The 26,625-nt window shown below is 44.3% G+C and carries 23 protein-coding genes; 7 read left to right on the forward strand and 16 right to left on the reverse strand.

Features of this window, described 5'->3' with window-relative positions; translation table 11 throughout:
• Positions 1 to 46 precede the first annotated feature (46 nt).
• The 7 genes from J7W08_RS08075 to argC all read right to left on the reverse strand — a co-directional run bounded on the left by J7W08_RS08075 (position 47) and on the right by argC (position 7,031).
• On the reverse strand, positions 47 to 562 hold the full coding sequence (locus J7W08_RS08075; protein ID WP_048195380.1) for an ArsR family transcriptional regulator: 516 nt from the start codon (positions 560 to 562) through the stop codon (positions 47 to 49).
• Between the two features lie 87 nt (positions 563 to 649).
• Complete coding sequence (locus J7W08_RS08080; protein WP_233084009.1) at positions 650 to 1,375, reverse strand: sugar phosphate isomerase/epimerase family protein; 726 nt, start codon at positions 1,373 to 1,375, stop codon at positions 650 to 652.
• Between the two features lie 108 nt (positions 1,376 to 1,483).
• Positions 1,484 to 2,827, reverse strand: a complete 1,344-nt coding sequence (locus J7W08_RS08085; RefSeq protein WP_233084010.1) for an ADP-dependent glucokinase/phosphofructokinase — start codon at positions 2,825 to 2,827, stop codon at positions 1,484 to 1,486.
• 9 nt (positions 2,828 to 2,836) lie between these two features.
• Complete coding sequence (gene pfkC / locus J7W08_RS08090; RefSeq protein ID WP_233084011.1) at positions 2,837 to 4,297, reverse strand: ADP-specific phosphofructokinase; 1,461 nt, start codon at positions 4,295 to 4,297, stop codon at positions 2,837 to 2,839.
• A gap of 38 nt (positions 4,298 to 4,335) precedes the next feature.
• The gene (argJ, locus tag J7W08_RS08095) at positions 4,336 to 5,520 is read right to left on the reverse strand and encodes a bifunctional ornithine acetyltransferase/N-acetylglutamate synthase (protein WP_233084012.1); all 1,185 of its coding nucleotides are present in this window, start codon (positions 5,518 to 5,520) and stop codon (positions 4,336 to 4,338) included.
• Between the two features lie 10 nt (positions 5,521 to 5,530).
• On the reverse strand, positions 5,531 to 5,995 hold the full coding sequence (locus J7W08_RS08100; protein ID WP_233084013.1) for a CBS domain-containing protein: 465 nt from the start codon (positions 5,993 to 5,995) through the stop codon (positions 5,531 to 5,533).
• A gap of 22 nt (positions 5,996 to 6,017) precedes the next feature.
• Positions 6,018 to 7,031: an N-acetyl-gamma-glutamyl-phosphate reductase gene (gene argC, locus J7W08_RS08105; protein ID WP_233085745.1), complete on the reverse strand. Its 1,014-nt coding sequence runs from the start codon at positions 7,029 to 7,031 to the stop codon at positions 6,018 to 6,020.
• A 408-nt stretch (positions 7,032 to 7,439) separates the two neighbouring features.
• Between argC and J7W08_RS08110 the strand changes: the two genes are divergently transcribed.
• Entirely contained in the window at positions 7,440 to 8,324 is an 885-nt protein-coding gene (locus J7W08_RS08110) for a DUF1616 domain-containing protein (protein WP_233084014.1), read from the forward strand.
• A gap of 1 nt (position 8,325) precedes the next feature.
• Positions 8,326 to 9,162, forward strand: coding sequence for a CPBP family intramembrane glutamic endopeptidase (locus J7W08_RS08115; RefSeq protein WP_233084015.1), 837 nt, complete (start codon positions 8,326 to 8,328; stop codon positions 9,160 to 9,162).
• A 224-nt stretch (positions 9,163 to 9,386) separates the two neighbouring features.
• Here the strand turns inward: J7W08_RS08115 and J7W08_RS08120 are convergent, their stop codons facing one another.
• Positions 9,387 to 9,638 (reverse strand): hypothetical protein, encoded by a 252-nt coding sequence (locus tag J7W08_RS08120; RefSeq protein WP_233084016.1) that lies wholly within the window; start codon positions 9,636 to 9,638, stop codon positions 9,387 to 9,389.
• Between the two features lie 350 nt (positions 9,639 to 9,988).
• Between J7W08_RS08120 and J7W08_RS08125 the strand changes: the two genes are divergently transcribed.
• Positions 9,989 to 10,417 (forward strand): nucleoside 2-deoxyribosyltransferase, encoded by a 429-nt coding sequence (locus tag J7W08_RS08125; protein ID WP_233084017.1) that lies wholly within the window; start codon positions 9,989 to 9,991, stop codon positions 10,415 to 10,417.
• An 18-nt stretch (positions 10,418 to 10,435) separates the two neighbouring features.
• On the opposite strand, the gene J7W08_RS08130 is transcribed toward J7W08_RS08125, so the two are convergent.
• The 4 genes from J7W08_RS08130 to acs form a co-directional block, all read right to left on the reverse strand.
• On the reverse strand, positions 10,436 to 11,038 hold the full coding sequence (locus tag J7W08_RS08130) for a TIGR00296 family protein (RefSeq protein WP_233084018.1): 603 nt from the start codon (positions 11,036 to 11,038) through the stop codon (positions 10,436 to 10,438).
• Positions 11,039 to 11,059: 21 nt separating this feature from the next.
• A complete protein-coding gene (locus tag J7W08_RS08135; RefSeq protein WP_233084019.1) occupies positions 11,060 to 12,304 on the reverse strand; it encodes a phosphoglycerate kinase in 1,245 nt (414 codons plus the stop codon).
• Positions 12,305 to 12,419: 115 nt separating this feature from the next.
• Entirely contained in the window at positions 12,420 to 13,487 is a 1,068-nt protein-coding gene (locus J7W08_RS08140) for a phosphotransacetylase family protein (protein WP_233084020.1), read from the reverse strand.
• Positions 13,488 to 13,536: 49 nt separating this feature from the next.
• Positions 13,537 to 15,627, reverse strand: a complete 2,091-nt coding sequence (gene acs / locus J7W08_RS08145; protein WP_233084021.1) for an acetate--CoA ligase alpha subunit — start codon at positions 15,625 to 15,627, stop codon at positions 13,537 to 13,539.
• 222 nt (positions 15,628 to 15,849) lie between these two features.
• Here acs and J7W08_RS08150 point away from each other — a divergent pair, with 222 nt between their 5' ends.
• Together J7W08_RS08150 and J7W08_RS08155 are read left to right on the forward strand one after the other, a co-directional pair.
• Positions 15,850 to 16,413: a flavodoxin family protein gene (locus J7W08_RS08150; RefSeq protein WP_233084022.1), complete on the forward strand. Its 564-nt coding sequence runs from the start codon at positions 15,850 to 15,852 to the stop codon at positions 16,411 to 16,413.
• A 113-nt stretch (positions 16,414 to 16,526) separates the two neighbouring features.
• Complete coding sequence (locus tag J7W08_RS08155) at positions 16,527 to 18,266, forward strand: chloride channel protein (RefSeq protein ID WP_233084023.1); 1,740 nt, start codon at positions 16,527 to 16,529, stop codon at positions 18,264 to 18,266.
• 78 nt (positions 18,267 to 18,344) lie between these two features.
• Here the strand turns inward: J7W08_RS08155 and J7W08_RS08160 are convergent, their stop codons facing one another.
• The 3 genes from J7W08_RS08160 to cgi121 all read right to left on the reverse strand — a co-directional run bounded on the left by J7W08_RS08160 (position 18,345) and on the right by cgi121 (position 21,358).
• The gene (locus tag J7W08_RS08160) at positions 18,345 to 19,637 is read right to left on the reverse strand and encodes a tRNA (N(6)-L-threonylcarbamoyladenosine(37)-C(2))-methylthiotransferase (protein ID WP_233084024.1); all 1,293 of its coding nucleotides are present in this window, start codon (positions 19,635 to 19,637) and stop codon (positions 18,345 to 18,347) included.
• A 10-nt stretch (positions 19,638 to 19,647) separates the two neighbouring features.
• Complete coding sequence (gene glpX, locus J7W08_RS08165) at positions 19,648 to 20,736, reverse strand: class II fructose-bisphosphatase (RefSeq protein WP_233084025.1); 1,089 nt, start codon at positions 20,734 to 20,736, stop codon at positions 19,648 to 19,650.
• Between the two features lie 88 nt (positions 20,737 to 20,824).
• The gene (gene cgi121, locus J7W08_RS08170) at positions 20,825 to 21,358 is read right to left on the reverse strand and encodes a KEOPS complex subunit Cgi121 (protein WP_233084026.1); all 534 of its coding nucleotides are present in this window, start codon (positions 21,356 to 21,358) and stop codon (positions 20,825 to 20,827) included.
• Positions 21,359 to 21,515: 157 nt separating this feature from the next.
• On the opposite strand from cgi121, the gene thrC reads away from it, so the two are divergent.
• Positions 21,516 to 22,724, forward strand: coding sequence for a threonine synthase (gene thrC, locus J7W08_RS08175; protein ID WP_233084027.1), 1,209 nt, complete (start codon positions 21,516 to 21,518; stop codon positions 22,722 to 22,724).
• A gap of 42 nt (positions 22,725 to 22,766) precedes the next feature.
• Positions 22,767 to 25,649 carry a leucine--tRNA ligase gene (leuS, locus tag J7W08_RS08180; protein ID WP_233084028.1) on the forward strand — a complete coding sequence of 961 codons (2,883 nt, stop codon included), beginning with the start codon at positions 22,767 to 22,769 and terminating at the stop codon, positions 25,647 to 25,649.
• Between the two features lie 168 nt (positions 25,650 to 25,817).
• On the opposite strand, the gene J7W08_RS08185 is transcribed toward leuS, so the two are convergent.
• Positions 25,818 to 26,426, reverse strand: coding sequence for a hypothetical protein (locus tag J7W08_RS08185; RefSeq protein ID WP_233084029.1), 609 nt, complete (start codon positions 26,424 to 26,426; stop codon positions 25,818 to 25,820).
• Positions 26,427 to 26,625: the final 199 nt, after the last annotated feature.

Raw genomic sequence — 26,625 nt, forward strand, 5'->3', positions numbered from 1 at the left:
GCCAGCCAAGCGGAGTGAAAGTATTATTACCAAAAAAAAGAGAAGATCATTCCTTCACATGTATGTCAAGCTTGATCTTTGTGACAGGCTCCAGCTTCTTCCATTCTATTGTCGTGTCTTCATCAAGGACACAGTTCTGAACAGATTTTTCCGAGAACTCACCGTTTATCTCATAGACATAAAGGCCTTCTTCGCCATCGGTAGAAACGATGACTTCACGGTCACCTTTCTTCTGGACCTTGATAGCCGCAACCCCTCTAAGAGCATCAAGTAACGTTGTACCTTTTTCGACCTCTATTGATTTTGTAGGTGCGAACACATTCATAGCAAGGTAGATATTCTCCCTGTTTGGCTTCAGTACATGTGTTTTCCCGAAGATCTTTCGCTCAACAAGGTCAGCCTCTTCCAATATCTTAACATGTTTTGCAGCCACAGGTACAGAAATACCTAACATCCTGGCAAGTTCAGATATGTGCTTCTCCCCTTCATCAAGCAATTCAAGCATCCTGACACGTGTATCGCTTCCCAGGGCATGGAAGACTTTATTATCTAACTGACTCATAAGTTTAAAGGTAGTTTTATCATATATAAACTTGTTGTCACGGCGTGAACTCCACGGTTGTTTTTCTAATGTCCATTGAGCAGAGTTTCATTTAATACCCATAATATGAAGTGCTTCCAAACTTTTGAGAACATCCTCTTCACACTTATTTTCTATGACCTTAATCGCTTTATTTTTGTTAAGCAAATCTGAAAATGATGGGAAATCAATATTCCCCCCACCAATAAAGAAATGCTCATCAATTGCCCCATTGTTGTCGTGTAAGTGAAAATGTGAGATAGAGTCCCCCATTTCAAGGAAATCATTCAGGTTTCCCAGTGTGTTCGCATGCCCGACATCCAAAGTGAAACCATTGCCTCCCAGATCAAGATCCGGATTTCTGAGCAAAAAGCAATCCCATTTTGGCATGTTCTCAATACACATCATGACACCCGTATCCCTTGAGATGTCCTCAAGATCAACAATTGACCTCTCAAATGCCCTCTGTGCATGCACAAACTCCACAGGATAGGAAAAATATCCGGGATGAATAACCAGAACATCAGAATCCAGCTCATTGCACATGTCAGCCATCTCTTCGACCAGACCAATGGCTGCAAGGCGTATAGGTTCTCTCAGGCTGGACAGGTTCATATCAGTACTTGGAGCATGGACAGTATACTTCAGATCATATGAATATGCCATTTCTTCCTCGCGGAAGAGATCATGTGCACCTTCAGAGAAGATCTCTGCACAATCTGCAATCGGTTCGATCTTTTCAAGTGCCTCTGAAAGTGGAAGCTCGTGAAAAGCAAAGGATGATATGCCTATCATGTTAAAATTTACTCCTTATAGACATCAAAACTGTGAACCTACTTATGATTAGTGAAAATTAAATATAAAAAGTTAATACTTTCTAGACTAAATTGTTAAAAAAAGACGTTATCTGAATCGATGAAGTTCTAGCCACCTCAAAAAAGTAGCTGAAGACACCGTATCCCCAAGCCCCACAGTGGAAACCGGATCTTCACAGATGATGGTCGGAAGGATGCAAACCGAATAACCCTTGTACTCCCCGCATACACCATCCTCGAACTCATCGCCATGGATGAGGTCCTGCACTTTACCTGCCTGTATCATTCCCTCTTCACTTCTGGCAAGATCACTAACAGAATCCTCGAGTTGTGATCGCCCAGGCAGTTTTCCTGATGTTGCAAAAGCTGCCGCGCACATAACACCGAACTGCATGCCCTCCATCTCATGAACCGGAGTTGAAGCCCCTTCAGCAAAAATACTCATCATGAAATCACGGGTATGCAGGATGATCTTCTTCAAGCCCGTTGATGAAGCACACCTCACACAGGCATCGAGGATCGCACAGGCATCCATTTTTCGTATCATGTCCAATGGAACACCATGCAGTTCAGAAAGCATGACCAGTTCATCCTCGTTCATTCCAATGCTATCCACCGTGCCGGCAAGTTCGTTGAAGATGAACACCCCCATTTCCATGCTCATGAAATGGCCCAGTTCAACATGGATGGGGAGATCAGTATTAAGTGCTTTCCAATCCTTTAATTGCGAATGTGCCCTTTCAAAGCGCTCTCCGTATCCGGAGCCATCAGAATATTCATCCTGCAATTGGTTGAAACCTGAAACGATCGCACCATCCATCTCACTTACATGCTCACGGCTGTATTCCTCGAACTCAGGCGTGATGGTAAGCTCCGTATTGATGTCATCATACGTGGCAATGAAGCGGTTCTCCCGGGGTACTATCACCTCTTTCCTGAGTATCTCGAATCTGGTCCCACTGCTAAAATCAAAAACAAAATGAATTATCTCATTTGAATCTTTGGAAGTTGAAGCATCCTGTGGAGCAGAACCACCTGCAAAAACAAGGTTCTCACCTGACATCAATGGCCTTATTGCACCGATATCACCAACCGCATTCATGACGACCTGCTCTGCACCCATATGGGACATGACGTTTGCCATTATCCCCATATTACCCCCTAGGCGGACCTCGCTTTTCTCGTAATAACGGTCTTTCAGGAAACGGAAGATATCATCCGAATAAATGAACCATTCCCCGCCTGTGCCCTGCTGCATATGAAGCACCAGTCCTGCCACAAGATCGGGAAGCGATCTGATCTCACCCGGAGGATCAAAAATACTGTCAACCATTTCCCCCTTATCCACAAGATCCACAAGGCCGGTGATCTCTTCGGCAGTCATCCGATACACAGCATCGATGTTCACATTATATCCGCAAAGGACCTTCATGCAAATCCCTCACTTAAGCTTAGAAAGAAATCCCACAAATGAAGCCGCAGAAATAGCATCTCCAATACCCACGGTTGCAACAGGTTCACTTACCACCTTTGTCGGGACAATGATCGCATCATACCATGGAGTGCAGATACATCCGTTCTCGAAATCCTCCATGCTGGACATACCGCTTCTTACAAGGTGTTTCTCAAGCTTTTCAAGCTCCCTATGCCCTTCGTCGGATACAGGAACCTTAAGACCTGACTCCGTACTTTCCAGGGAAAGGATCTCACCTAGGGATGCCTTTGCAGCTGCAACCGTTGATCCGAACAACAGGGCATTGCGATGGTCCTCAACGGATACCGGACAGTCTTTCGATACAAGACATATGTAAAACCCAAGGGAATGGATGTGCACCCTTTCAAGTTTAAGGTCTCTCAGGAGCTTCACCGCACCCTCGTAAAGGGAAATGATAGCATTCTCACCCTTATTGATGACAGAATAGGCCAGCTCCTCAAAACCGAGAACGTTAAGTGCATTGGCAACCTCAACGGTGTCAAGTCCAAGGGAATGCACATGCTTCCGGACGATATGGTTGAGTATTGCCGTCCTGATCACCTTGTTCTGTATCGAGGTGAATTCCACATGTATACGGATGTCAGGATTGCCCTCCTTGAGCTCTTCGATGACACTTACGGCCTTCTCAACATAGTCCATGTAGGTGGAACCGTCTTCGTATTCTTCCCTTATCATTTGGTAACCTGCAAGTATGGCACCGTTAATATCCGCCTGCAACTGGGGTATCCTCTCGTAAAGCTCAGGGTCCATCTCGATACGGATCCACTTTGGCCGGGAAGAGATGATCAGACGATTATCCCTTGGAATGACGAAATGCTCTCCCGCGAACTTCACCTCCATTCCCTTTGAGAATTCCAGTATCCAGTTGACCTTTGGACTGTTATCGGGATCAAAGGCCTCTTTTGGATGCTTTAGAACAAGCTCCCCGTTTTCCACCACAGGAAACAGCAGGTTCTCAGAATCAACAAAGTACTCTGCCTGCTCCTCAGAAAGCCATGGTACATAGGTAATGACCTTTTCAACTCCCAGGGATGCAAGAAGATTGGAGATGATTCCTGCCTGCCCACCCATTCGTGCAGAATCAAATACCAGATGGTCAGTAAGCCAGTCATGGATGTCTGTTGTATTCGTCGGCACCTCTGCAGCCTTTCCGTCACGCATAGCGATTATAAGTCTTGCAACAAGATCAGAAGGAGAATCGATCTGGCGCGGATACTCGAAAACCTTCTCCCGGACCTCTGATATATCCACATTCATCAGCAGATGCTCAATATCCTCCGCACCGATGTGCTTGACGGCATCGATATTGCTGTTATATGCAACAAATATTCCCCTGACATTTCCAATAGACGAAAGAATGTCCTCATAGGACTTATGATAAACAGAATCCCACTCCCTTATTTCCATAAGATCACCTTCAAATTTAAAAAGCCGGAACGGCCATTTTACGTAGTATATTCGGCATTGATCTTCACATAATCGTATGTAAGATCACAGCCCCATGCTGTTGCACAGTAATCAGCCATATGGAGACCTACTTTAATAATTACCTCCGGGCTACCCATGATAGAACCAAGCTTTTCTAGCAGCTCATTGTCCTCTGATACGATTTTTCCGTTATCAACCAGAACTGCAGAGTCCGGACCATTAGAAAATGCAAGCGATATCTTACCCTGATCCATCTCTGCACCGGAATAACCTGCTGCTGCCACAACTCTTCCCCAGTTAGGGTCCTTACCGAAGATCGCGGATTTGACAAGTGGAGACCTGACAATAGCCTTTGCAACAAGCCTGGCATCTGCCTCAGAAACCGCGCCTTTTACCTGTGCCTCTATAAGTCTTGTAGCACCTTCCCCATCTTTTGCGATCTGTTTTGCAAGATCTGTCAGGACATGCTCAAGCCCATGCTGGAACTCGTCCATATCAGGCTTTATTCCGGAAGCACCTGTGGCTGTAAGCAACACCATGTCGTTGGTACTGGTATCCCCATCCACCACAACCATATTGAAGCTCTTGTCCACAGCTTTTTTCAGGCAACTATCAAGGACATCGGTAGCAACTTCAGCGTCCGTGTAGACAAAACCGAGCATAGTACCCATGTTCGGTTCGATCATTCCTGAACCTTTGCCAATACCACCAATACAAATGCCAGAATTAAGTTCAACAGCAGCCATCTTCGGAACGGTATCCGTCGTCATAATAGCACGTGCAGCCTGGCTGTTTCCCTGAGGAGATGATGTAAGCGAACCCACAACTTCATCGATGTTGTCCTTTATCCAGCCAACATCAAGTTTTCTTCCGATCACACCTGTGGATGCCACGCCAACAAGCTCACTGTCAACCCCAAGTTTCGTCGAAAGGACAGATGCCATCTCCCTGGCATCGGCCAGACCTTCCTCACCGGTAAAAGCATTTGCGTTGCCACTGTTAGCGATTATAGCAACCAGTTTTCCATTCTTCTGAAGTGCTTCGCGGGTCACGACCAGAGGAGCAGCTATCACTTTATTTCTGGTAAAAACACCTGCTGCATTCCCTTCACCTACGATCACCGCAAGCCCCATCTTTCCCGGCTTGATACCGTAAGAACGTACACCTTTTACTGAACATATCCCGCCATCTATAATTTTCATTTAAACCACATTAAATACCTGCAAGACCGCGAATTATATCCCCACGTGTGATTATACCCACAAGCTTATCGCCATCGAGAACCGGAAGCCTGTTGATTTTATGTTTTGTCATCAATTTGGAAGCATCTTCAACGGAACTTTCAAGGCTCACCGTGAAAATATCTTTCTCCATGATATCGCTGACCGGTTTTGAACCCACATCTGAAAGCATCTTCTTGGTATCCTCCCAGCTGATGAGTTCACGTATGGGTATCTCAATAACCTCAAATGGACTGGGAAGCCACAGACCGCCATGTTCAGGGATCTCCAGAAGTTTTAGAAGGTCGCCTTCTGAGACAATACCCATGACATTACTGCCAGAAACAACAGGAACGCCACTTATGTCCTCTTTCTTCAGCAACTGTGCGACACTACTGATGGAATCTTCAGGACTGCATACAATAACACTGCTGCTCATAATATCCTTTACTTTCATGATCATATCTCCTTTTCGTTATTTATGGTGAAGTTGCCGGAGTCCAGATACCTGTGGTCTCATCAAATCCACACATCACGTTCATATTCTGGATCGCCTGCCCTGAAGCACCTTTTACAAGATTGTCTATCGCTGAGATCACAACAATGCGACCATTATTAGCGTCCACTTCAAATCCGATGTCACAGAAATTAGAACCCCTTACAGCACCAAGGGATGGGATGTCATCCAGTACCCTGACAAAGGGTTTGTCCTTGTAGAAATCAGTATAAATATCTCTGACATCTTCCACTGACAAGCTGTCATTTACGAACAGGTGGGCTGTTGTCAGAATTCCACGAATGGATGGAATAACATGTGGAGTAAAACTAACGTCAGTAAGTTTACTGTCCAGACGATTCAGTTCCTGGAAGATCTCCGCCCTGTGTCTGTGTGTCGTCAACTTATATGCCTGCACATTCTCTGCCATGTTAGGATAATGGGATGCTGGTGTTGGATTGATACCCGCACCTGTAATTCCTGATTTGGAATCGAATATAGCCATTTTGAGAAGCCCGCCAGCAGCAAGTGGAGCTGCAGATAGAGTTGCCCCTGTGGGATAGCATCCCGGATTTGCAATGAATGACTGTTCCTTTATCTCAGGATGAAGCTCGACAAGCCCAAACACCGCATCTCTGGGATCAGCATGTTCCATTCCATAGACCTCTTCGAAAATATCGGTCTTCAAACGATAATCTGCACTCAGGTCAATGACCTTCACATCGTTGTCGATAAGCTCAGGGACTATGTTCATTGCGGTTCCATGAGGAACGGCCACAAAAACAACATCACACCGCTCTTTGATCTCTTCCGGACCAAGATCTTCGAACTTAAGGTCAGAAAAACCACGCAGGTGTTTGTGAGTATCACTTACAGCATCCCCGGACAATCTGCGGGACGTTGCTGCTTCAATGTTAACTTTAGGATGGTTCAAAAGCAGGCGCATCAGTTCGCCACCTGTGTAACCGGAGGCACCGACTATTCCTGCATTGATCATATCGGTCATGCATTTATGTATAGTTCCAAGATTAATTAAGGTTGTTATTTTTACAGTACTTTTATCCAGTTGTGCTTAATCTCTAATCTGGAAATTTATGTCACACATACAACCATGAAAGCAACTGAAAACTTTTGTGACTTGCTTCTTTGAACCAGATAATCAAACCACTTTTCTTTACTTCAACCTACACACGAATATGTAATCTGCTTTTGACTTTATTTCAATTATACAATAATTATAGATAATGTAGTCAAAATGTTTATAATGTAGAGATTCAAATGTACTAGTACCTTTTTGCATTTGAACTGCAAACGCTAAATGCTGTCCAAAACTTTTCAACCATATTTATAAGGCATGACACATAAATTAGGTATGTAGCAAAATACAATCCATTGAGAAGTAACAATGAAATATCGAAATAATATACCCTCTGATATACAGGTTGTCATAGCACTTGTTCTACTTACCTGCATATTCATAATGGTCCCCACTTTGAGCAACACGCCCATACGAACTGCCCTTGGGCTTCCAATAGTGCTGTTCTTACCAGGTTATGCATTGATAGCAGCACTTTTCCCAGCCAAGGATGACCTGGATGGGATCGAGAGATTCGCACTTAGTTTTGGCCTGAGTATTGCAGTAGTTCCCCTTATTGGCCTTGCACTCAACTATACAACATGGGGAATCAGGCTTTACCCCATACTAATATCACTTTCTGCATTCACCATCATAATGTGTATAGTAGCAATGTTCAGGAGAAATTCCTTGCCTGAGGAAGATCAGTTCAATGTACCTTTTTCCTCAGCATATATTTCATTGAAAGATGAGATCTCAAAAAAGCCGGAGAACAAACTTGACCAGATACTGACAATCCTTCTGGTGTTATCAATAGTAGCCTCAATATTAACTCTTGCATACGTGGTTGTCACACCAAAGGAAGGAGAAAAATTTACTGAATTCTATATCCTTGGACCTGATGGAATGGCTGATGGATATCCCACAGACCTACAGCTTGGTCAAAATGGTACCGTAATCATTGGAATTGTAAACCACGAATATGCAGATACTGAATATTCCATAAAGCTAATGCTTGATAATAAGTCACAACAAATTGATCAGGAATTGTTTCACATAACCATTCCGCACAACGAAACGTGGGAGAAAGAAGTAACTTTTACACCACCATCTGTAGGTAAAGACATGAAACTGCAATTCCTGCTCTACAAAGATAAGAACATGGCAGAGTCATATAGAGACCTCCATTTATGGATCGATGTAAGCGAGGTTTGAAATGGAAATTGAAACTGAAGTTGAAGCTATTGTTGTAGAGAACAAACTCCTTAACAAAATAAGGAGAATGGACCAATTACAGATTGATCTTCTTGTTATAGCAATCCCTTCATTGATGATAATAATCGCGGAAATGTCATTGTTTTCTGGCATGACAAAAATCACGATATGGACACATTTGATCCTGCTGATAATGTTAACGTTGTCCACAATGATATTTAACGATAAGAACAGACAGCATATAGCATATGCATTTATTCTTCTGTCCTTACTGAGGATACTCAATCTATCAATGCCAGTGTTCTTTGAGATGACACTTCATTCCTATGCATTCATCTATGCAACTCTAGCAATACCGATATATATTCTTGTAAAGGATCAGGACATCTCACTTTCACAACTTGGCATTAACAAGAATATAAGGTACTATGACCTCCCTCTTGTCCTGATAGCAAGTATTGTGATTGCAGCAGGAGAATTCGTTATCATCAAACCCGGTTACCTCATACCGGATATATCATTATTGAACTTGCTTAAAATATCCATCATCATGATATTTTTTGTAGGTCTTATCGAAGAGCTTGTATTCAGATCAATACTGCAAACGAAGCTTGAAGAAATGATAGGCAAGTACCAGGGACTTATCCTTGCAACTATACTTTTCGCAGTTATGCATTCCGGATATGGTACGCCATATGAAATAGCATTTTCCGGGTTTGCAGGTTTTGTGCTTGGAACCATGTATTTAATAAGAAGAAATCTATTCCTTGTGACGATGACACAGGGATTTGTGAACATACTACTCTTTGGACTGCTCCCTCACATCGTAACTCCCTAATTGAATACTCCAGAGTTAGCTACAGAAAATACCAAGTTGATAGTTGAGCTAGTATTTTTGATCATATCAATTGCTTCAATCGGATTTATTGAATTAAGAAGAAATATATCAATCAAATAAGAACATTCTTTTGACATATCATAGATATATTTTAATTAATGATAAGACATATAATAACAAATATAATTTCATAAAATCCTTATAGTATACTACCAATGATTTAATTAGGAGATAATGTACCAAATGCTAACGAGCATAATTTCAACTACTAGTGTTGTATCATCTACTGTGGTATCAATGATAACAGATATAGGATTAACTGAATATGATATACCAACATTCATTGTTTTTATATTTCTAGTGTCCGCAAAAGAGATCTTATCTGCTTCAAAGTACTGGAAAAAAGCGTTAGCTACATCTCTTAATATGAGCATATTCACACTTCTCGTAGTCTTTACAAGCATTGTGATCTTCAAGATCACAGAAATAATTTAAAATTGGTATCAAATTAGCAGGAAAGTTTTCGCCCCAACTTTTCGACTTTCTTTGCTATTTCTTGCACATGAGCATCTTGAGAAATAGTCCCTACAGGTACATCTTCAAAGGAATTTTTAAAAATAAATTTAACCCTATTTTTAACTACATTTCAAAAATTTGAACGCTCGCCTTGCAAAAGAGATTCAGATCAATAACATCAGTAATCAACTAAAACTAACGATCGGAAATTGAGTTTATCAACAAAAGTTCAACTACAGTTAAAGTCTCCAGAATGATTATGAATCTTAACTTACATTATTAGAGGGCAGAATTAAGACAAGGAGATAAAATGAGCATAACTAAAAAAATATATCTTGCAGCACCCCTGTTCTCTGAAGCTGAACAGGAATTCAACAAAAAGCTGGAAACTGCACTGGAAGAGATTGGATTCTCGGTATTTGTACCACAGGAGGATTCGAACGACACAGAAGCAGCAAGAGAGGACATGGATTCCAGTAATATCTTCCAGTTAAATGTTGAAGCCATCGATGCCTGTGACATAGTGGTCGCTGTTCTTGATGGTGGTACTGATGTCGATTCCGGGACAGCATGGGAGATCGGATATGCCTATGCAAAGAACAAGACGGTAATAGGTATTAAAACAGATTTCAGGACACTGGGGCCAGAAGGTCTTGTAAACCTCATGATCGGAGAATCTGCCAATGAGCTTGAGACCAGTGTCAAAGCTCTTCTGAAAAAGATGGAAAAATACAGTTAAGAGGAATCCACACCCTCTTCACTTACAACATGAATTGAACTTTTCTTCTTCAACGTCGCCCCGCGGGCGCATCTCTTTGAAGATCTGACCCTCGAACCAGTACATCTGTGCACCTGTAAGCCAGGCATCGTGTGCCAAACCAGCCTTTAAGCAGGTGTGGCTCAGGAACTCGATTGCATCAAAATCGTTCTCAGGTGCCACCTGTGGAAGCAGTAAACCCTGGTATGGACCGTCCTTAGCAATAAGACCGTGTCGGCCGACTTCTATAACTTCCGGTAGCTTTTGAGGAGGCACATCGATAAGCTCAGGTTGTGTCAGTATAGTGACCTCCACAACAATGTCACCCATCTCTGAGATACCCACTGCAGGGAAACGAGGGTCCCTTGTTGCTGCCGAGATAGCAGAATCAATGATAGCATCACTCAAAGGAGAATCCGGATACGGATGACCGATACATCCTCTCAGATCACCTTCGATGGTCAAGGTCACAAAGACCCCGCGCAATTCATTGAAAACTTCCGGCAAATCGGATACCTGCATTTTTTTTCCATTCTCAAGGAACAGTTCAATAGTATCCCTTGCAAGACTTACAGCCTTTCTACCTTCGGAATCACTGAGCATACTCAACCCCCATGCCAATATTCATTCAGTTTCAAGATATCTCTTTGCAGCCACCTTTAAGGCCTCTATACCGGGTAGTGCATCCCCGGCAAGGAAATCGATACATGCACCGCCGCCAGTACTTATATGGGAGAACTTGTCCTCATAACCCATATTGCGCACTTCAGCAGTAATATGGCCGCCGCCTGCGATCGAATATTCAGCATTCGCCGCAGCCTTTATTATCTCAAAGGTCCCGATCTCAAAACCATCGATCTCCGAAACACCTGCGGGACCGTTCAGGACAACGGTCTTTGCGTTCTCGATCTCACTGGAATATGCAACGATCGTTTCAAGACCAATATCGTTTATCGGAAGGGTCGTTGAAGCTACCTTTTCAATGCTTACATCGATCCGGTTGCCACCGTCATTCAATGCAGCATCCCGAGGCAGACCGATCCTCCCTTCGAACCTGTCAAGGACCTGTTTTGCCTTATCGATCTGATCAAGGTATCCCTGGGATTCTATGAACTTCATATTGGGTTCGCCAATATCAACACCTGATGCAGCAAGCATGACGTTTGCCACAACACCTGTGACAAGAACCCTGTCAGCACCACCACTGGAGAGAACGTTCTCTGCAACTTTGATGGAATCATCCGCTTTAGCACCCCCAAGTACGAATATGCAAGGGCACTCATTCCCTTTCAGGCTCTTGTCAAGAGCTGTGATCTCACGCTCCATCAAACGCCCGGCACCACATGGAAGCAGTCCGGTAAAGCCAACGATGGACAATTGTGACCTATGAGATACTGCAAAAGCATCATTGAGGAAAATATCAAATAGCGGAGCCAGTTGTCGTACCATGTGAGTGCCCTGTTGTTCGCTTACAGGTCTTTTCAGGGATTCTTCCGAATAGAAACGCACATTCTCAAGAAGTATAACATCCCCATTCTCCATCGTAGATATACTTGTCCTTGCATACGTGCCAAAGATATCATCAACATAGGTCACCTTGCGACCAAGTAGTCTGGACATTATCCGTGCATGTGCCTCCATAGTTGAAAAATCGTTCTTCCCGGGCCGGCTCTGGTGGGCGAGAAGTACGACCTTAGCGTTCTCAAGGGCCCTCAGAGTAGGAATATGGCTATTGATCCTCATATCATCAAGAATGCCACCCTCCGGATCCATTGGGGAGTTCAGGTCAACCCTCACAAGAATTGTTCTATCCTCAATGTCAAAATCGTCGATCGTGAGAAAATCTTTAGCAGTCAAGGTATTCATCACCAGTATAAATATTTGGATTCGTAAGATAATATTGTTTTTTATCGAAATGAATGCGATGCACGACACTATATACCAATTTTATATTTATCTATATCTATCTGAAATTTACCAGATATCATAGACCTATAATTGATAACAAGTTATTAATGTCCACATTGTTCTCGATAAGCTCGACCATTCGATCAAGTTTATGCTCTTGTCTGAACCTTGCATGTCCGATCAGACCTTCCATCCTGCCTATGGTTGACATGGTATCACCACGAACAAGCACCACAGGAATTCCTGCTTCATCCGCACTTCCCAGCACCGCACCACTCGGCTGGAGATTACCAGTAAGTACAAGGCATTTCACACGCGCTTCAATGGCAGCCATCTGAATATCTGCCCTGTCACCTCCGGTGATGACAACTGAGCCGGGGTTGCGTCGGAAATACTTGATAGCCGAGTTAACCTCCATTGCACCTACAAGATAATGCTCAACAAGCTCTTCAAGGTGCTCTGAACCAGCAAGGACCTCAGCATGTAGATCCTCCACGATCTCGGAGATAGGAACTGAGCGAAGTGTTGAGTCCTTTGGTAAAACACCAACGACCTTGATACCCTTGCTCTCCAGGAAAGGGACCACCAGTTCGCAAACATACGTCATCTGGCCCTCATCGACCTCGTTGAGTATAATGCCTGCAAGCATATCAGGATCATTTATCAACTTAATGTCACAGAGAATGCGATCCACAGCATAGACAGAATCATAACGCGTCACCAGAAGCATCTTTGTTCCAAGTATAGAACTGACCTGAGGATCAGAAAGACCATACATCGCGCCTCCCCCAATGCCACCCGTACCTTCAATGAGAACGACATCTTTGTCTTTCGAAACTTCAGCGAATGCATTGCTAAGGGTCCTGTCAAAATGTTTCTCAACACCTGCAAGAGCATCTTCTGCAAGATTGTCGGTCAGCAATATAGGAGTGATACTATTGATATCGTCCTTCAGATCGAAGACCTTTCGCATCTGTTCTGCATCCTCATCGGAGAGAACACCATTAACATCCACCAGCATGTTACCTATCGGTTTCATGTAACCGACAGAATGACCCTTGTTCCGGAGGATGATACCAATTCCCGTACAAAGGGAGCTTTTACCCGAGTATTTTTCAGAGGAACTTATCAATATAGATGCCACAATAACCACCTTTGTCGTTCAATTATCTCAAATGTCAATGCCAGCATGTTCATTCACTCCCGAGGGTCAGCCTGATGTCCATTGCAACGCAACCCTGACCTTCAGATAACACCATCAGCGGGTTGATCTCAAATTCAAGGATCTCCGGGAAATCCATTACAAGCTGTGATACCTTACAAAGAGTATCAACTATTGAATTAATATCAGAAGAACTTTCACCACGCACACCCGTCAGGATAGGATAGGTCTTGATCGAAGAGACCATCTTTCGAGAGATATCCTTCCCTATGGGAGCAACACTGAAGGATACGTCCTTAAGAACTTCCACATAGGTACCCCCAAGACCGAACATTAGCAGAGGACCAAACTGTACATCCCTGTTCATGCCAATGATAACTTCTTTTCCACCTGTGACCATCTTCTGTATCTGCACACCCGATATAACGGCGTTTGGCATATATCGCCTTACATCCGACATCATGGTATGGTATGCTCTTTCAACATCATCCCGATTCTCCAGGCCAATACGAACACCTCCGACATCGGTCTTGTGGGAAATGTCAGCAGACAGTACTTTCATTACCACAGGATATCCCATATCCTCACAGGCATCGATCGCCTCCTGCAAGGTCTTCACGTTGGAAGTTCCCACAATAGGTATGCCATATGCTTTCAGGATATCAAAGGATTCCAGTCCAAGAGTATGCCTGTTCTCAGAAAGTGCTTTTTTCAATATGGAAGATACCGCGTCCTTATCCGCAGCGACCTTCTCGGGTTCCAGATGAACACGTTTTTTTATCACACCATAGTTGCATAGCGCTTCCATGCTTGAAACTGCCCTTTCCGGAAAAGCAAAGTTAGGGATGTGATTCTGATCAAGTATATCCTCGCCTTCCTCGATCCTGGTACCACCGACAAAGCTGCACAGGATGGGCTTTTTGGAAGCAACAGCCTTCTCTGCAACCACTTCAGCGATGTTCTTAACATCCGTCATTGCCTGTGGTGATGTCAGTACGATTATGCCATCAACATTTGGATCATCAAGGATCGTTTCAAGTGCATATCCGTAGATATCCGAAGGTGCATCACCAAGCACATCCACCGGATTGTAGAGATTCGCCGCAGGAGATAGTTTCTCTCGAAGGCGATCTATCGTAGATTCATCAAAGGAAGAAAGTGAAAGACCTGCATAATGACAGGCATCTGCTGTCAGTATGCCCAGGCCGCCAGCATTGGTAACTATGGCAATGTTCTTACCATCCGGAACTGGCTGGCTGGAGAATGCACGTATGTAGTCGAGCATCTGCTCAACGGAATCTGCCCGCATCACACCGCTCTGCGCAAATGCTGCATTGTAAGCCTCATCTGAACCCGCCAGCGTACCGGTGTGAGAAGATACTGCCCTTGAACCCACAGCAGTCCTTCCGGATTTTACCACAATTATAGGCTTCTTGTGTGATACCGCGCGGGCGATTTCCATGAACTTTGGTCCGTCCTTCACACCTTCAAGATAAGCTGCTATTACCGATGTGTTATCATCATCAGCCATCTCCAGAAGGAAATCGTTCTCAGAAAGGTCTGCCTTGTTCCCAAGACTGATGAATTTTGAAAAGCCGACACCTCTGGAATCGGCCCAGTCAAGCGTAGAAGTGCATATCGCACCGGACTGGGACATCATTGCAATATTACCTTTCTTTGCCATGGATGCAGCAAAGGAAGCATTCAGACCGGAACCTGTGTCAATGATACCAAGACAGTTGGGACCGACCATTCGCATGCCATGTTCCCTGACGATATCAGCACACCTTCGTTCCAGCTTCGCTCCTTCGATACCCGACTCCTTGAAACCTGCAGAGATCACAACAACATTACTTACACCTGCAAGGCCACATTTTTCCAGTGCATCAGGAACCATTGATGCAGGCAAAACAACTACTGCAAGCTCTGCTGCATTGGGAGCATCCAGAATTGTCGGATAGCAGCGCAGGCCAAGGATCTCATCAGCCTTCGGATTTATAGGAATTATCTCGCCGTTATAGCTCTCGATAAGATTATCAAGTACCGCCCGCCCCACTTTGCCCTTAGTACGGGAGGCACCAATTACCGCCACAGAAGTTGGTTCAAATAATTTTTCAAGCATTGTTATACCTGTAATTTTCTAACTAATATTGACGATAAAGGTAGATAATGGTTTTTATTAGGTCTTGCTCAAAATATTATGGACGAATGATGAGACATTCAGCAAAGAAGAAGAAGAAGAACTTCTGTAAAAACTGTTAATCAAAAGGTTTAAGAAGTTACAGCCCGGAAACGATACCAAAATGCTAGTAATAAAGCACTACCTATGCATATCGGTGATCATATGAAGATACTAGGAATATCCGGAAGCCCTACAAAAGAAGGCAACAATGAGAAGATCATAAGCGTAGTTCTTGAGATCGCAGGAACAAAAGGTTTTGAAACAGAAAGCATACTGCTCTCCGAAAATAAGGTCAACCCATGTATCGCATGCGGGACCTGTGCACGCGGAGAGAAATGTCCTATCAATGATGACATGCAGGACATATACACCAAGCTCGCAGAAGCAGATGCTATCGTGTTCTCATCCCCGGTCTACTTTGGTGGAATGACAGCACAGCTCAAAGCACTGTTCGACAGAAGTGTCCTTCTCAGAAGGCAGGGATTCCAGCTCAAAGGCAAGTTCGGTGCAGTCATGGCAGTCGGAGGATCACGTAACGGCGGACAGGAAAAGACCATCCAGGGCATTCATGACAGCATGCTTGTTCACGGCATGATGCCTGTGGGAGACGGTGCTCACTTTGGAGGCATTGCGCAGAAACCAGTGGAAGATGATGAGATCGGAATGAAAACGGTCATTGATACCATCGAGAACCTTTGCGAGACACTGGGAAGACTGGAAGCCTGAACAGGCGTTGTCCACATATATTAATTGTACAAAAGAGCAGGGATTCCTGTTCTTTTTAATTCATTCTTGATGGCTCTTCCAAAGAACCATTTAGTGTTTCTAAGAGGCGCTTCTTGAACAACAGGTTCTCAAAATCGAACATAAAGGATGCAGTATTCAAAAGATTGCATTCAGAACCAGGGATCTCAAATAATCTGGCAGTACTGATAGGTATCTTCACAGGCCTTACTATCGTTGCCTATGACCTTTGCTTGAAATATGTAGAAGGAGTGTTCTGGAATGGAGGAATTTCAGGCCAATATTATGTGATATTTATCCCTGCAATCGGAGGATTGTTCGTAGGGATTGTTACCCACCTCTACAAAGATCTGAAACGATGCAATGTAGCTGAAGTTATCGAAGGTACTGCATTACACGGAGGAAGGATCCGGATACGTGAAGCTTTCCGGGAAGTCCTTTTGTCCATTGTCTCGATCGCAACAGGCGGTTCCGTAGGAAAGGAAGCACCAGGGATCCTTGCCGGAGCAGGTATCGGAACCATTTTTGCAAAAGCGATCAATGCACCTGACAACCGTTACAGGATATTTCTTGGCTGTGGTGCTTCCGGAGGCATAGCTGCGGCATTCAACGCCCCTCTTGCAGGAGTTGTCTTTGTCGTAGAAGTGATATTTGGAGAACTTGAAACGAGGACATTCATACCCATCGTACTTTCCTCGGTCTTTGCGACACTTGTTGCAAACCTAATTTTCGAAGTACACCCAATCGAAGTTTCCTATTACGGGCTTGTAGACCCCATCAGGGAATCCGGTCTGTATCTTGTATTGGGCATCCTTTGCGGCATCGCATCTGTTATACTGATACGAACCCTCTACATAACTCATGATACATTCCAGAAAATCCCGGTACACCCTGCATTCAAACCTGCTATTGGCGGACTTTTTGTGGGTATCATTGGATATTCCTACCCACAGGTAAGAGGCATAGGATATGATGTTATCACAGAAGTTTTGGCTAACAACTTCACCCTTCAATTGCTTCTGATACTTCTTGTCCTTAAGATCCTGGCTTTTTCGTTCACCATAGGATCAGGAAATGCAGGAGGTTCCATAGTCCCTTCAATGTTCGTAGGTGCCATGCTGGGTGGTGCATACGGAACCATCGTACATGAACTATTTCCCGCAAGTACAGCTGTTTCCGGAGCCTATGCACTGGTCGGAATGGCAGCAACCCTTGCCGGTACCGCCAGAGCTCCCCTTACATCCATGCTGATCCTTTTTGAGCTCACAAAGGACTATAATCTAATACTTCCGCTGATGTTTGCCTGCGTTGTTAGTAATACGATCGCAAACGGTCTTCATGAGGAATCCATATTCACAGAAGTACTCAAAAGACGTGGGTTCACAATTCGCCGGGGAAAGGAGATCAACGTAATGGAATCAATGCTTGTAAGAGGAAACATGAGAACCGATGTCCATACGATCTCAATGAACGATACTGCAAAAGACCTGCTTGACCTTATGCAGTCAAGCCGTCATGCAGGATTCCCGGTCCTTGATGATGATAAAAAGCTACGCGGCATTGTGACCCTGGAAGATATGCGTGAAAAAGTGAATTATGGAGAACTTGACACAAAGATCAGTGACATTGCAACCCTTGATCCTGTGGTAGCATATCCAGATGAATCCCTGGATATTGTACTCAAAAGACTTGCAATGAAGGACATTGGAAGACTGCCGGTGGTTTCCAGAACTGATGAAACTAAACTGCTTGGAATAATCACAAGAAGTGATGTTGTCAAATCCTATAACAAGGAAATAGTCAAGAGCGTTCACGAGAAAGATGTTATAAAATAAAGGAACATCGACCAATTGGTCGAAAAATAATTCAACAAAGAATCAATCAATCAATCAATCAATCAATCAATCAATCAATCAATCAATCAGCCTTGCAAGGAAATATCCTGATGTTGTATCGTAGATCTCAACATTGCATGAACTTCCAGGCTGAACTGATCCTTCGGGAATTACCACAGGCTTATAGGAAGCTGTGCGTGCCATCACTCCTTTTACCTTTGCATCCATGGATACGAAGACCTCACCTTTCCACCCGACCATTTTTTGTTTAGATCCTAACTTGACCTCATCGCACAGAAGGTGAAGTTTGTTAGATCTGTTCACAACGATCCGGCTGTCTATATTACGATATTCAAGTGCCTTTGTCAGAGGGCGTGGGGTGTAGCGGGAGATATTCACCTTATCCGGCCTGATCTCTTTCACCCATTCAAGTGTCCTGTCAAAGTCCTCATCGGTCTCTCCGGGAAAACCGACGATAATATCGGTAAATATTGTAAGCTCCGGGAAGACTTCCTTGAAGCGTGCAATGATAGCGTTGGTTTCCTCTATACTATGGAAACGGTTCATTCTTTTCAGGACATCATCCGATGCAGACTGTATTGGAAGGTGAAGTATCTTGTAGATCTTATCCGACCTGAATACCTCAATAAGGTCCTCGAGTATAGGCGTTACTGAAAAAGGATTCATCATACCTACACGCACCTTAAAATTGCCTGGTATCGCCACGATACGCCTCAAAAGTTCTGGCAGCAGTACATCCCTGTCAGTACCATACTGACCATTATCCTGCGAGGTCAGCCAGATCTCACGGCATCCTTCCGAAACTGCCATGCGAACATCCTCTACTATTGAATCCGCATCAAAGGATCTGAGCTTGCCTCTTGCAATCGTCACAATGCAGTAAGCACAGCTGTAATCGCAACCCTGCGAGATCTGGCAGATATGAATATTTGGATTGAACCTTGAATGAGCAGTCTTAAGGAAACCTTCCGGTTCGGTACTTAATAACTGCACCCTTTCACGTGAACCGCCATTACGGGAATCTTCGATGACATTCAGGACCTTGCCGATCTTTGCAATGGAATTAACGCCAAGGATATGTGCATCAGGGTTCTTCTCAAGTATTGCTTCCAGTTGCACTTGTGGCATGCATCCGGTAACCACCACATCTACACCTTTGTGTCCGAGATCCTCGATCTTGAAGAGGATCTTCTGTTCGGTGGCATACTTAACAGTACATGTGTTGATCACAACCACATCGGCATCCTTTTCATCAACAAGCTCATGCCCAAGATCTCTGACCGAAGCGATCATGATCTCGGACGATGCCTGGTTTGCCGAGCATCCGTATGTTAGGACATGTACTTTCATTTTTTAAAAATTACAGACGCAGTGGAGTATCCTCTTTGTCCCCTATGTAGATAGAATCGGTGAACTTTACAACACCGGAACTTCCCATGGAAATACTGTTCACTCTTGCATCGCCGCCACCAAAGAGGTTGACCTGATGCAGGAACTGACCTGGAGTAATACCTGATGCTGCAAAGATAACATCTTTACCGGGCACAAGTTTGTCCGTGTCAAGTACATCATTTATGTTCTCTTCGGTGATTCCCATGGTCTTAAGCCTTGGCATCTTCTCTGCCTTTTCCTTTTCGATCTCTTCATCAGACATTCCATTAGCAACTGATGGAAGGACAAGCCTTGCAAGGACCTTGCCGCCGAGTATCTTTATAGCAGAGGCCGTAAGGACTGCCTCACCTGAGCCGCCTGAACCCATGACAACATGCACACCTGAACCCCTGATCGCCGTTGAAACACCAGGCATCAGGTCTCCATCAGTAACAAGACTCACACGTGCACCGGTTGCACGGATCTCTTTGATCTTGCTCTCGTGGCGTTCCCTGTCAAGGATGACTACGACCAGTTCCTCGATGTCCCTGTTAAGTGCCTTTGCAACAATCTCTAGATTCTGCTTAACAGGAGCATCAAGATCGATCTTCTCATCAGGGTGTTCCTTCTCGTACTTTACGACCTGGGAACCTACCACGATCTTGTCCATATAGACATCCGGACCGTGGAACAATCCACCTGGTTCTGCCATTGTCATGACCGAGATGGAACCAGGTGTTCCGTCAGCAGTAAGGTTCGTTCCCTCAAGAGGGTCCACTGCAATATCTACTGCAATGTCACCTTCACCGGTACCGACTTCCTCACCTATGTACAGCATAGGAGCCTCATCGCGCTCACCCTCACCGATCTTGATAACACCTTTGAAATCAAGACAGTTCAGCATCCTGCGCATGGCTTCCACAGAAACGTGATCGGCATAGTTCTTGTTTCCTCTTCCCATTTGATAGGAAGCGGCAATCGCTGCAGCCTCTGTAACGTGAACGAGGCTGGGTAACAAGGCAGTCTCAATAGGACCTGCACTTTTCATCATGTTTTCTGCTGTCTTTGGGTGAGGCAAAATATCATCTCCAATAAATGTATGTAGCGACTAATGTTCCAAAGTTATTAATATTTTCCACCGGCCCCACTTTTCTGCCGGAGTATACTTATTTCAGGACATCCACAAGAGCAACGCGTTCCAGTACCAGCTCAGGGATCTTTTCATCCCCCACAGCATCAAGCTCATCCCTGGTTATGCAGAACTGTGAAACGATAGCATCCTTTTTGGAATCGGAATAATCCAGTACCGATGCGGACTCCATTGAACCAGAGAGACTTTCCACAGCACATTCTACTGAAAACGTTTCCCCGATGACGATAAATAGCACATTCATCTGGCCTTCCGTAAGACCAATTGAAAAGGCTTCACCGATCTGTCGTTTTCCGGAAGCATAGCGCATGATCTCAACACCAATGTCCTTGGCGACATTTGTACCGTTGTCCATAGAACGCATGGCTTTTTTGATGGCACTATCCACATGTTCCTTGCCTGCGATCCTGTCTGCATTGATCCCCTGTATGACAACATCATGTTCTGATGCCATTGCGGAGAGACTCCCTAGATATGAGCGCAGATCATCAATGAAAAGTGAACCTTCTACAAGCCGGATATCCATAGGTGTAAAGGATGATATTTTCATACAATAAGTATAACGGTCGGGACCGCGAAATGAAAAGAGCAGACCTTAAAGCAAAACGTTTATTCCGCTTCTTTTATTTAGGTTGTCATTTATTAAACACATTATAATTAGACACTATAATGAGACCATTGATGCTCTTATTTTGAGGAGACCTTTGATGTACCATCTGGAATGCATAGAATGCGGTCAAAAGTATACAAAGTCAGAAATTATCTATACCTGCAAATGTGGCGGGTTGCTCGATGTTATCTATGACTATTCTGCTATTGAGATCGATATGCAAAAGCTCCGGACTGAAGCACCATCTGTATGGAAATACAGGGTATTATTGCCGACTGGGGCAAACCCTGTAAGCATCCAGGAAGGTGGCACACCACTCTACCGTTGCGATCGGCTTGCTGAAAAGATCGGAATCAAAGAGCTGTACGTCAAACATGAAGGCTTGAATCCAAGCGGTTCTTTCAAGGACAGGGGAATGACTGTCGGAGTCTCAAAGGGAATAGAGCTTGGTATGAAGACGCTGGCATGTGCATCCACAGGGAACACATCTGCATCCCTTTCCACCTACGGTGCTAAAGCAGGACTGCCTGTTATCGTATTACTTCCGGAAGGGAAGGTAGCCCTTGGAAAAGTAGCACAGGCATTGATACACGGCGCGAAGGTCTTGAGCATCAGGGGAAATTTCGACGAGGCAGTTGTCCTTGTGCGTCAGCTTTGTGATGAAGAGAAGATCTACCTGCTCAATTCTATTAATCCATACAGACTTGAAGGCCAGAAGACCATTGGTCATGAGATCGTTGACCAGCTTGGTTTCAATGTTCCTGACAGGGTCGTTGTTCCTGTAGGTAATGCAGGAAATGTTGCTGCTATCTACAAAGGCTTCAAAGAGTTCATGACACTTGGGATTACAGACCGTGTCCCGAAAATGACGGGTATCCAGACCGAAGGAGCATGTCCGGTCACAAAAGCATTCAAAAAAGGTACTGAAGAAATAATCCCTGAAAAGAACCCGGAGACCATTGCAACGGCAATACGCATAGGCAACCCGGTCAATGCAAAAAAGGCCTTAAGGGCGATCTATGAGTCAGGTGGAAATTCTGAAGCAGTGTCAGACGAAGAGCTTGTAGAGGCACAAAAGGACCTTGCGCAACTTGAAGGGATAGGTGTCGAACCTGCAAGTGCAACTTCCGTGGCAGGACTTAAAAAACTTGTAGATGCAGGCGTCATTGGTCGTGATGAAACGGTCGTATGTGTTACAACGGGTCACCTGCTAAAGGACCCTGAAGAAGTCATTAATATATCTGCAGAACCAATTACAGTAGATGCTAATATTGAAGCTGTCCGCAAGGCGGTTTTCTCCAAGTAACAAAATCTCCGGATTACAAAAATTGTTGGAACGGTGTTATTCATGCAACAAGATTATATTTCACGTGATATCGAACAGAAATGGCAGCAAAAATGGAATGAAAGCGGCGTATTTGAAGCTGAACCTGATGAACGCGAAAAGTTCTTCATCACAATTCCATACCCCTATCTGAACGGGAACCTGCATGCCGGACACACAAGAACATTCACCATTGGTGATGTTGTTGCAAGGCACAAGAGGATGCATGGATATAATGTCCTGTACCCAATGGGATTCCACGTAACAGGAACACCTATAGTCGGACTTGCCGAACTAATCCAGAACAAGGATCCTGAGACCATGAAGGTCTATTCCCAGTTCCACGGCATACCAATGGAAACATTGACGGGACTTGACACACCTGAGAAGATCGTGGAATACTTCAGTGTGGAAGCTGAGAGATCCATGCGTTCCATAGGTTATTCTGTTGACTGGAGACGCAAGTTCACGACAACCGATCCAACTTACAAGAAGTTCATTGAATGGCAATTCAACCTCTTATATGAAAAAGACCTCATTGTAAAGGGTTCCCACCCTGTAAAATGGTGTCCTAATGACAACAACCCTGTGGAAGACCATGACATTCTCCACGGTGAAGAGGCAACTATTGTCGATTATACCCTTATCAAGTTCAAGTTCGATAATATTGTACTGCCCTGTGCCACCCTAAGGCCTGAAACTACCTTCGGTGTAACGAACCTCTGGATAAATCCTGACCTGGAACACGTTAAGATCAAGGTCACATTCGAAGGAAGGGAAGAGTTCTGGGTCGTCAGCAAGGAAGCATACCACAAGCTCACTTTTACTGACAGGGAAGTCGAGTTCATCGAAGACGTGGATGCAAAGTCACTTATCGGTATCAAAGTGAAGAACCCGCTTACAGGAGCAGAGGTCATCACACTTCCGGCATCCTTTGTAAAAGGAGAGAACGGAAGCGGTATCGTCATGAGCGTACCATCACATGCACCTTATGATTATCTCGCTGTACGTGACCTTTACGACAAGGACCTCACCGAGTATGGCATTACAGAAGACCTTCGAGACATTAAGTTCATTTCACTTATCAAGGTCCCGGAGTTCGGGGAGCTTCCAGCTATAGAAGCTGTGGAACAGTTCAACGTTAAGGACCAGAAAGACCCCAAGGCAGAGGAAGCAACAAAGATAGTCTATCGCCGTGAGTTCCACGGCGGTGTGCTTAAAGAGAACACCGGAAAGTATGCAGGAATGCCAGTCTCCAAGATCAAGGATGTGCTAACAAGAGACCTCATCGAGCAGGGACTTGGAGAAGTTTTCTATGAGTTCAGTGAACCTGTTGTCTGCCGCTGCGGAACTCCATGTGTTGTCAATATGGTCAAGGGACAGTGGTTCCTGAACTACTCCAGCCCGGAGTGGAAGGATAAGGTCTACCGTTGCATCGAGAACATGGACATCATCCCCGAGGAACTAAGGGTCGAGTTCAATAATAAGGTCGACTGGCTCAAGGACAAAGCATGCGCCAGGAAGAAAGGACTTGGTACACTTTTGCCTTTTGACAAGGACTGGCTTATCGAATCCCTTGGAGATTCCACCATCTATATGTCCTACTATATCGTTGCCAAGTTCATAGCACAAGGCATTGGAACGGAACAGTTGGTTCCTGAACTATTCGACTATGTCCTTCTCGGAAAAGGAACTATTGAGGATGCCGAAGCAAAGAGTGGTGTCAGTTCAGATATCCTTGAGCAGATCCGCAGTGATTTCGAATACTGGTACCCTGTTGACCTGAGATCATCAGGAAAGGACCTGATACCAAACCACCTTCTGTTCTTCCTGTTCCACCATGTTGCGATCTTCGATGAGGATAAATGGCCCCGTGCAATAGCCATCAACGGCTTTGTATCGCTGGAAGGAAAGAAGATGAGCAAGTCCAAGGGACCTTTGCTTACCCTCAATGATGCAATAAGTAACTACGGCGCAGACATATCCAGAATGTACATCCTATCCAGTGCTGAACAGATGCAGGATGCAGACTGGAAGAACAGCGGCATCGAGTCTGCAAGAAAGCAGATAGACAGGTATTACAAGCTTGCAAAAGACATCATAGAGTCCGGTGCCGCATCAGGCACTGGTAGTGACATGAAAGGCATCGACAGGTGGATGCTGAGCCGGCTCCAGCAGCGCATCCATGAGACAAATGAAGCCCTGGATACCATAAAGACAAGGAATGCTTTGCAGAACTCTTTCTTCCTGCTGCTCAATGATCTGAAATGGTATCAGAAGCGTGGCGGAAGCATACTTCTCTACGATGTACTTGAGACATGGGTACGCCTTATGGCACCGTTCACCCCTCACGTCTGTGAAGAGATATGGGAAGCAATGGGCAAAGGATCAATGGTTTCTCTTGAAGCATATCCGGTATATGATGAAACGCTTGTCGACAACCGTGCTGAGTTTGCAGAAGAACTCATCAGCAGCACAATATCAGATATTGACGAGATCATCAGGGTTACAAAGCTCACACCACAGAAAGCTATCCTTTACACAGCACCGGAATGGAAAACAAAAGCCTTCAAGACAGCACTCTCAATGCAGAAGGAAGGCTCTCTTAACCCCGGTGTACTGATAAAAGGATTAATGAGCGATCCGGAAATGAGACGCTATGGAAAAGAAGTGTCCAAGTTTGCACAGAAACTTGTTACAGATATCACATCCATGAGTGAGGATACATTCAACACACTGGCAAACTTTGATCTTGATGAGAAGGTCGCCCTTGAAGAGAACATAGAGTTCTTTGAAAAGGAGATAGGATGCCCGGTAGACGTATATTCAGCTGACAATGCAGAATATGATCCCGAGAACAAAGCAAGATTTGCTTTCCCATTAAGGCCAGCGATCTATCTGGAATAAGGTGAAAGGGGCATCCCTTCACCACTATTTATTTTTGCAGAACGTATTCTTACAGAAAGTATTTTTACAGGATAAGCTACAGAGAAGATCGACCTGTCAATTGGATCGACTTAGAGAAGTTATTTTGGCAAGCTCTATTTAGATAATAGTTGCTTAAATAAAACATATTTAAATGAGAGTTACCTGTTTGGTCTTAGGTATAAGGCCGCTCAGATCGGACATGTCCTTTGCCAGTGCAATGAGAACAGAACCTTTCAGTGAAATGAACTCTTCAGTGGCTGAATATTTGTCCGCTTCATATGCAGGATCATGATCAGGAACCGCTATCCGTGTAATAGACCTTCGAAGATCACGAATGTCCTTCCCGGTCGTTTCTTTGACAGTTAACAGAGAACGGCGATAATTCCTTACATGCGAATCGTTTATCCCCATCATCTTTAGCTCTTCCTTAAAAACAGGTCTCTCAAATATGGAAGATAAGATACAAACGGCTGTCGGAAAACGAACATCCGGATCAAGTGTATGAAGATGTTTAGTCATCAGGGAATAAATATCATTATTCAACGATTCAGAACCTTCTACACACACATAGATCTTTGATGGAGGTATTTCCACCTCATTGAGCTTGTGCATATCCCTCAGTGCACGAAGATAACCTGTCAGGATAAGGCGATGCTCATCAAACCCCTCTGCTTTCAGCTCCCTGCTAATCCCACTGATGGACAATTGCTTCTTTTCAAGTATCCTGCATATCTTCGTGTAGAGGTCTTCAGACATAATATCTAACCAATATTGGTAACAAAATTGGATAAATGTATCGGTCAATTAAAATGATGTAGAATTTCTAACAAAACCACTCCACAACAACAAAAGATCCGTCCTGTAAACACCCTTGCCACAACACATTTATTTAGTTAGAGTTGCATATGTACCAAAGCTAAGTTAACAATCGAACTGGATTCATATCTATCATATT

This window comes from Methanococcoides orientis, assembly GCF_021184045.1.
Taxonomy (GTDB): domain Archaea; phylum Halobacteriota; class Methanosarcinia; order Methanosarcinales; family Methanosarcinaceae; genus Methanococcoides; species Methanococcoides orientis.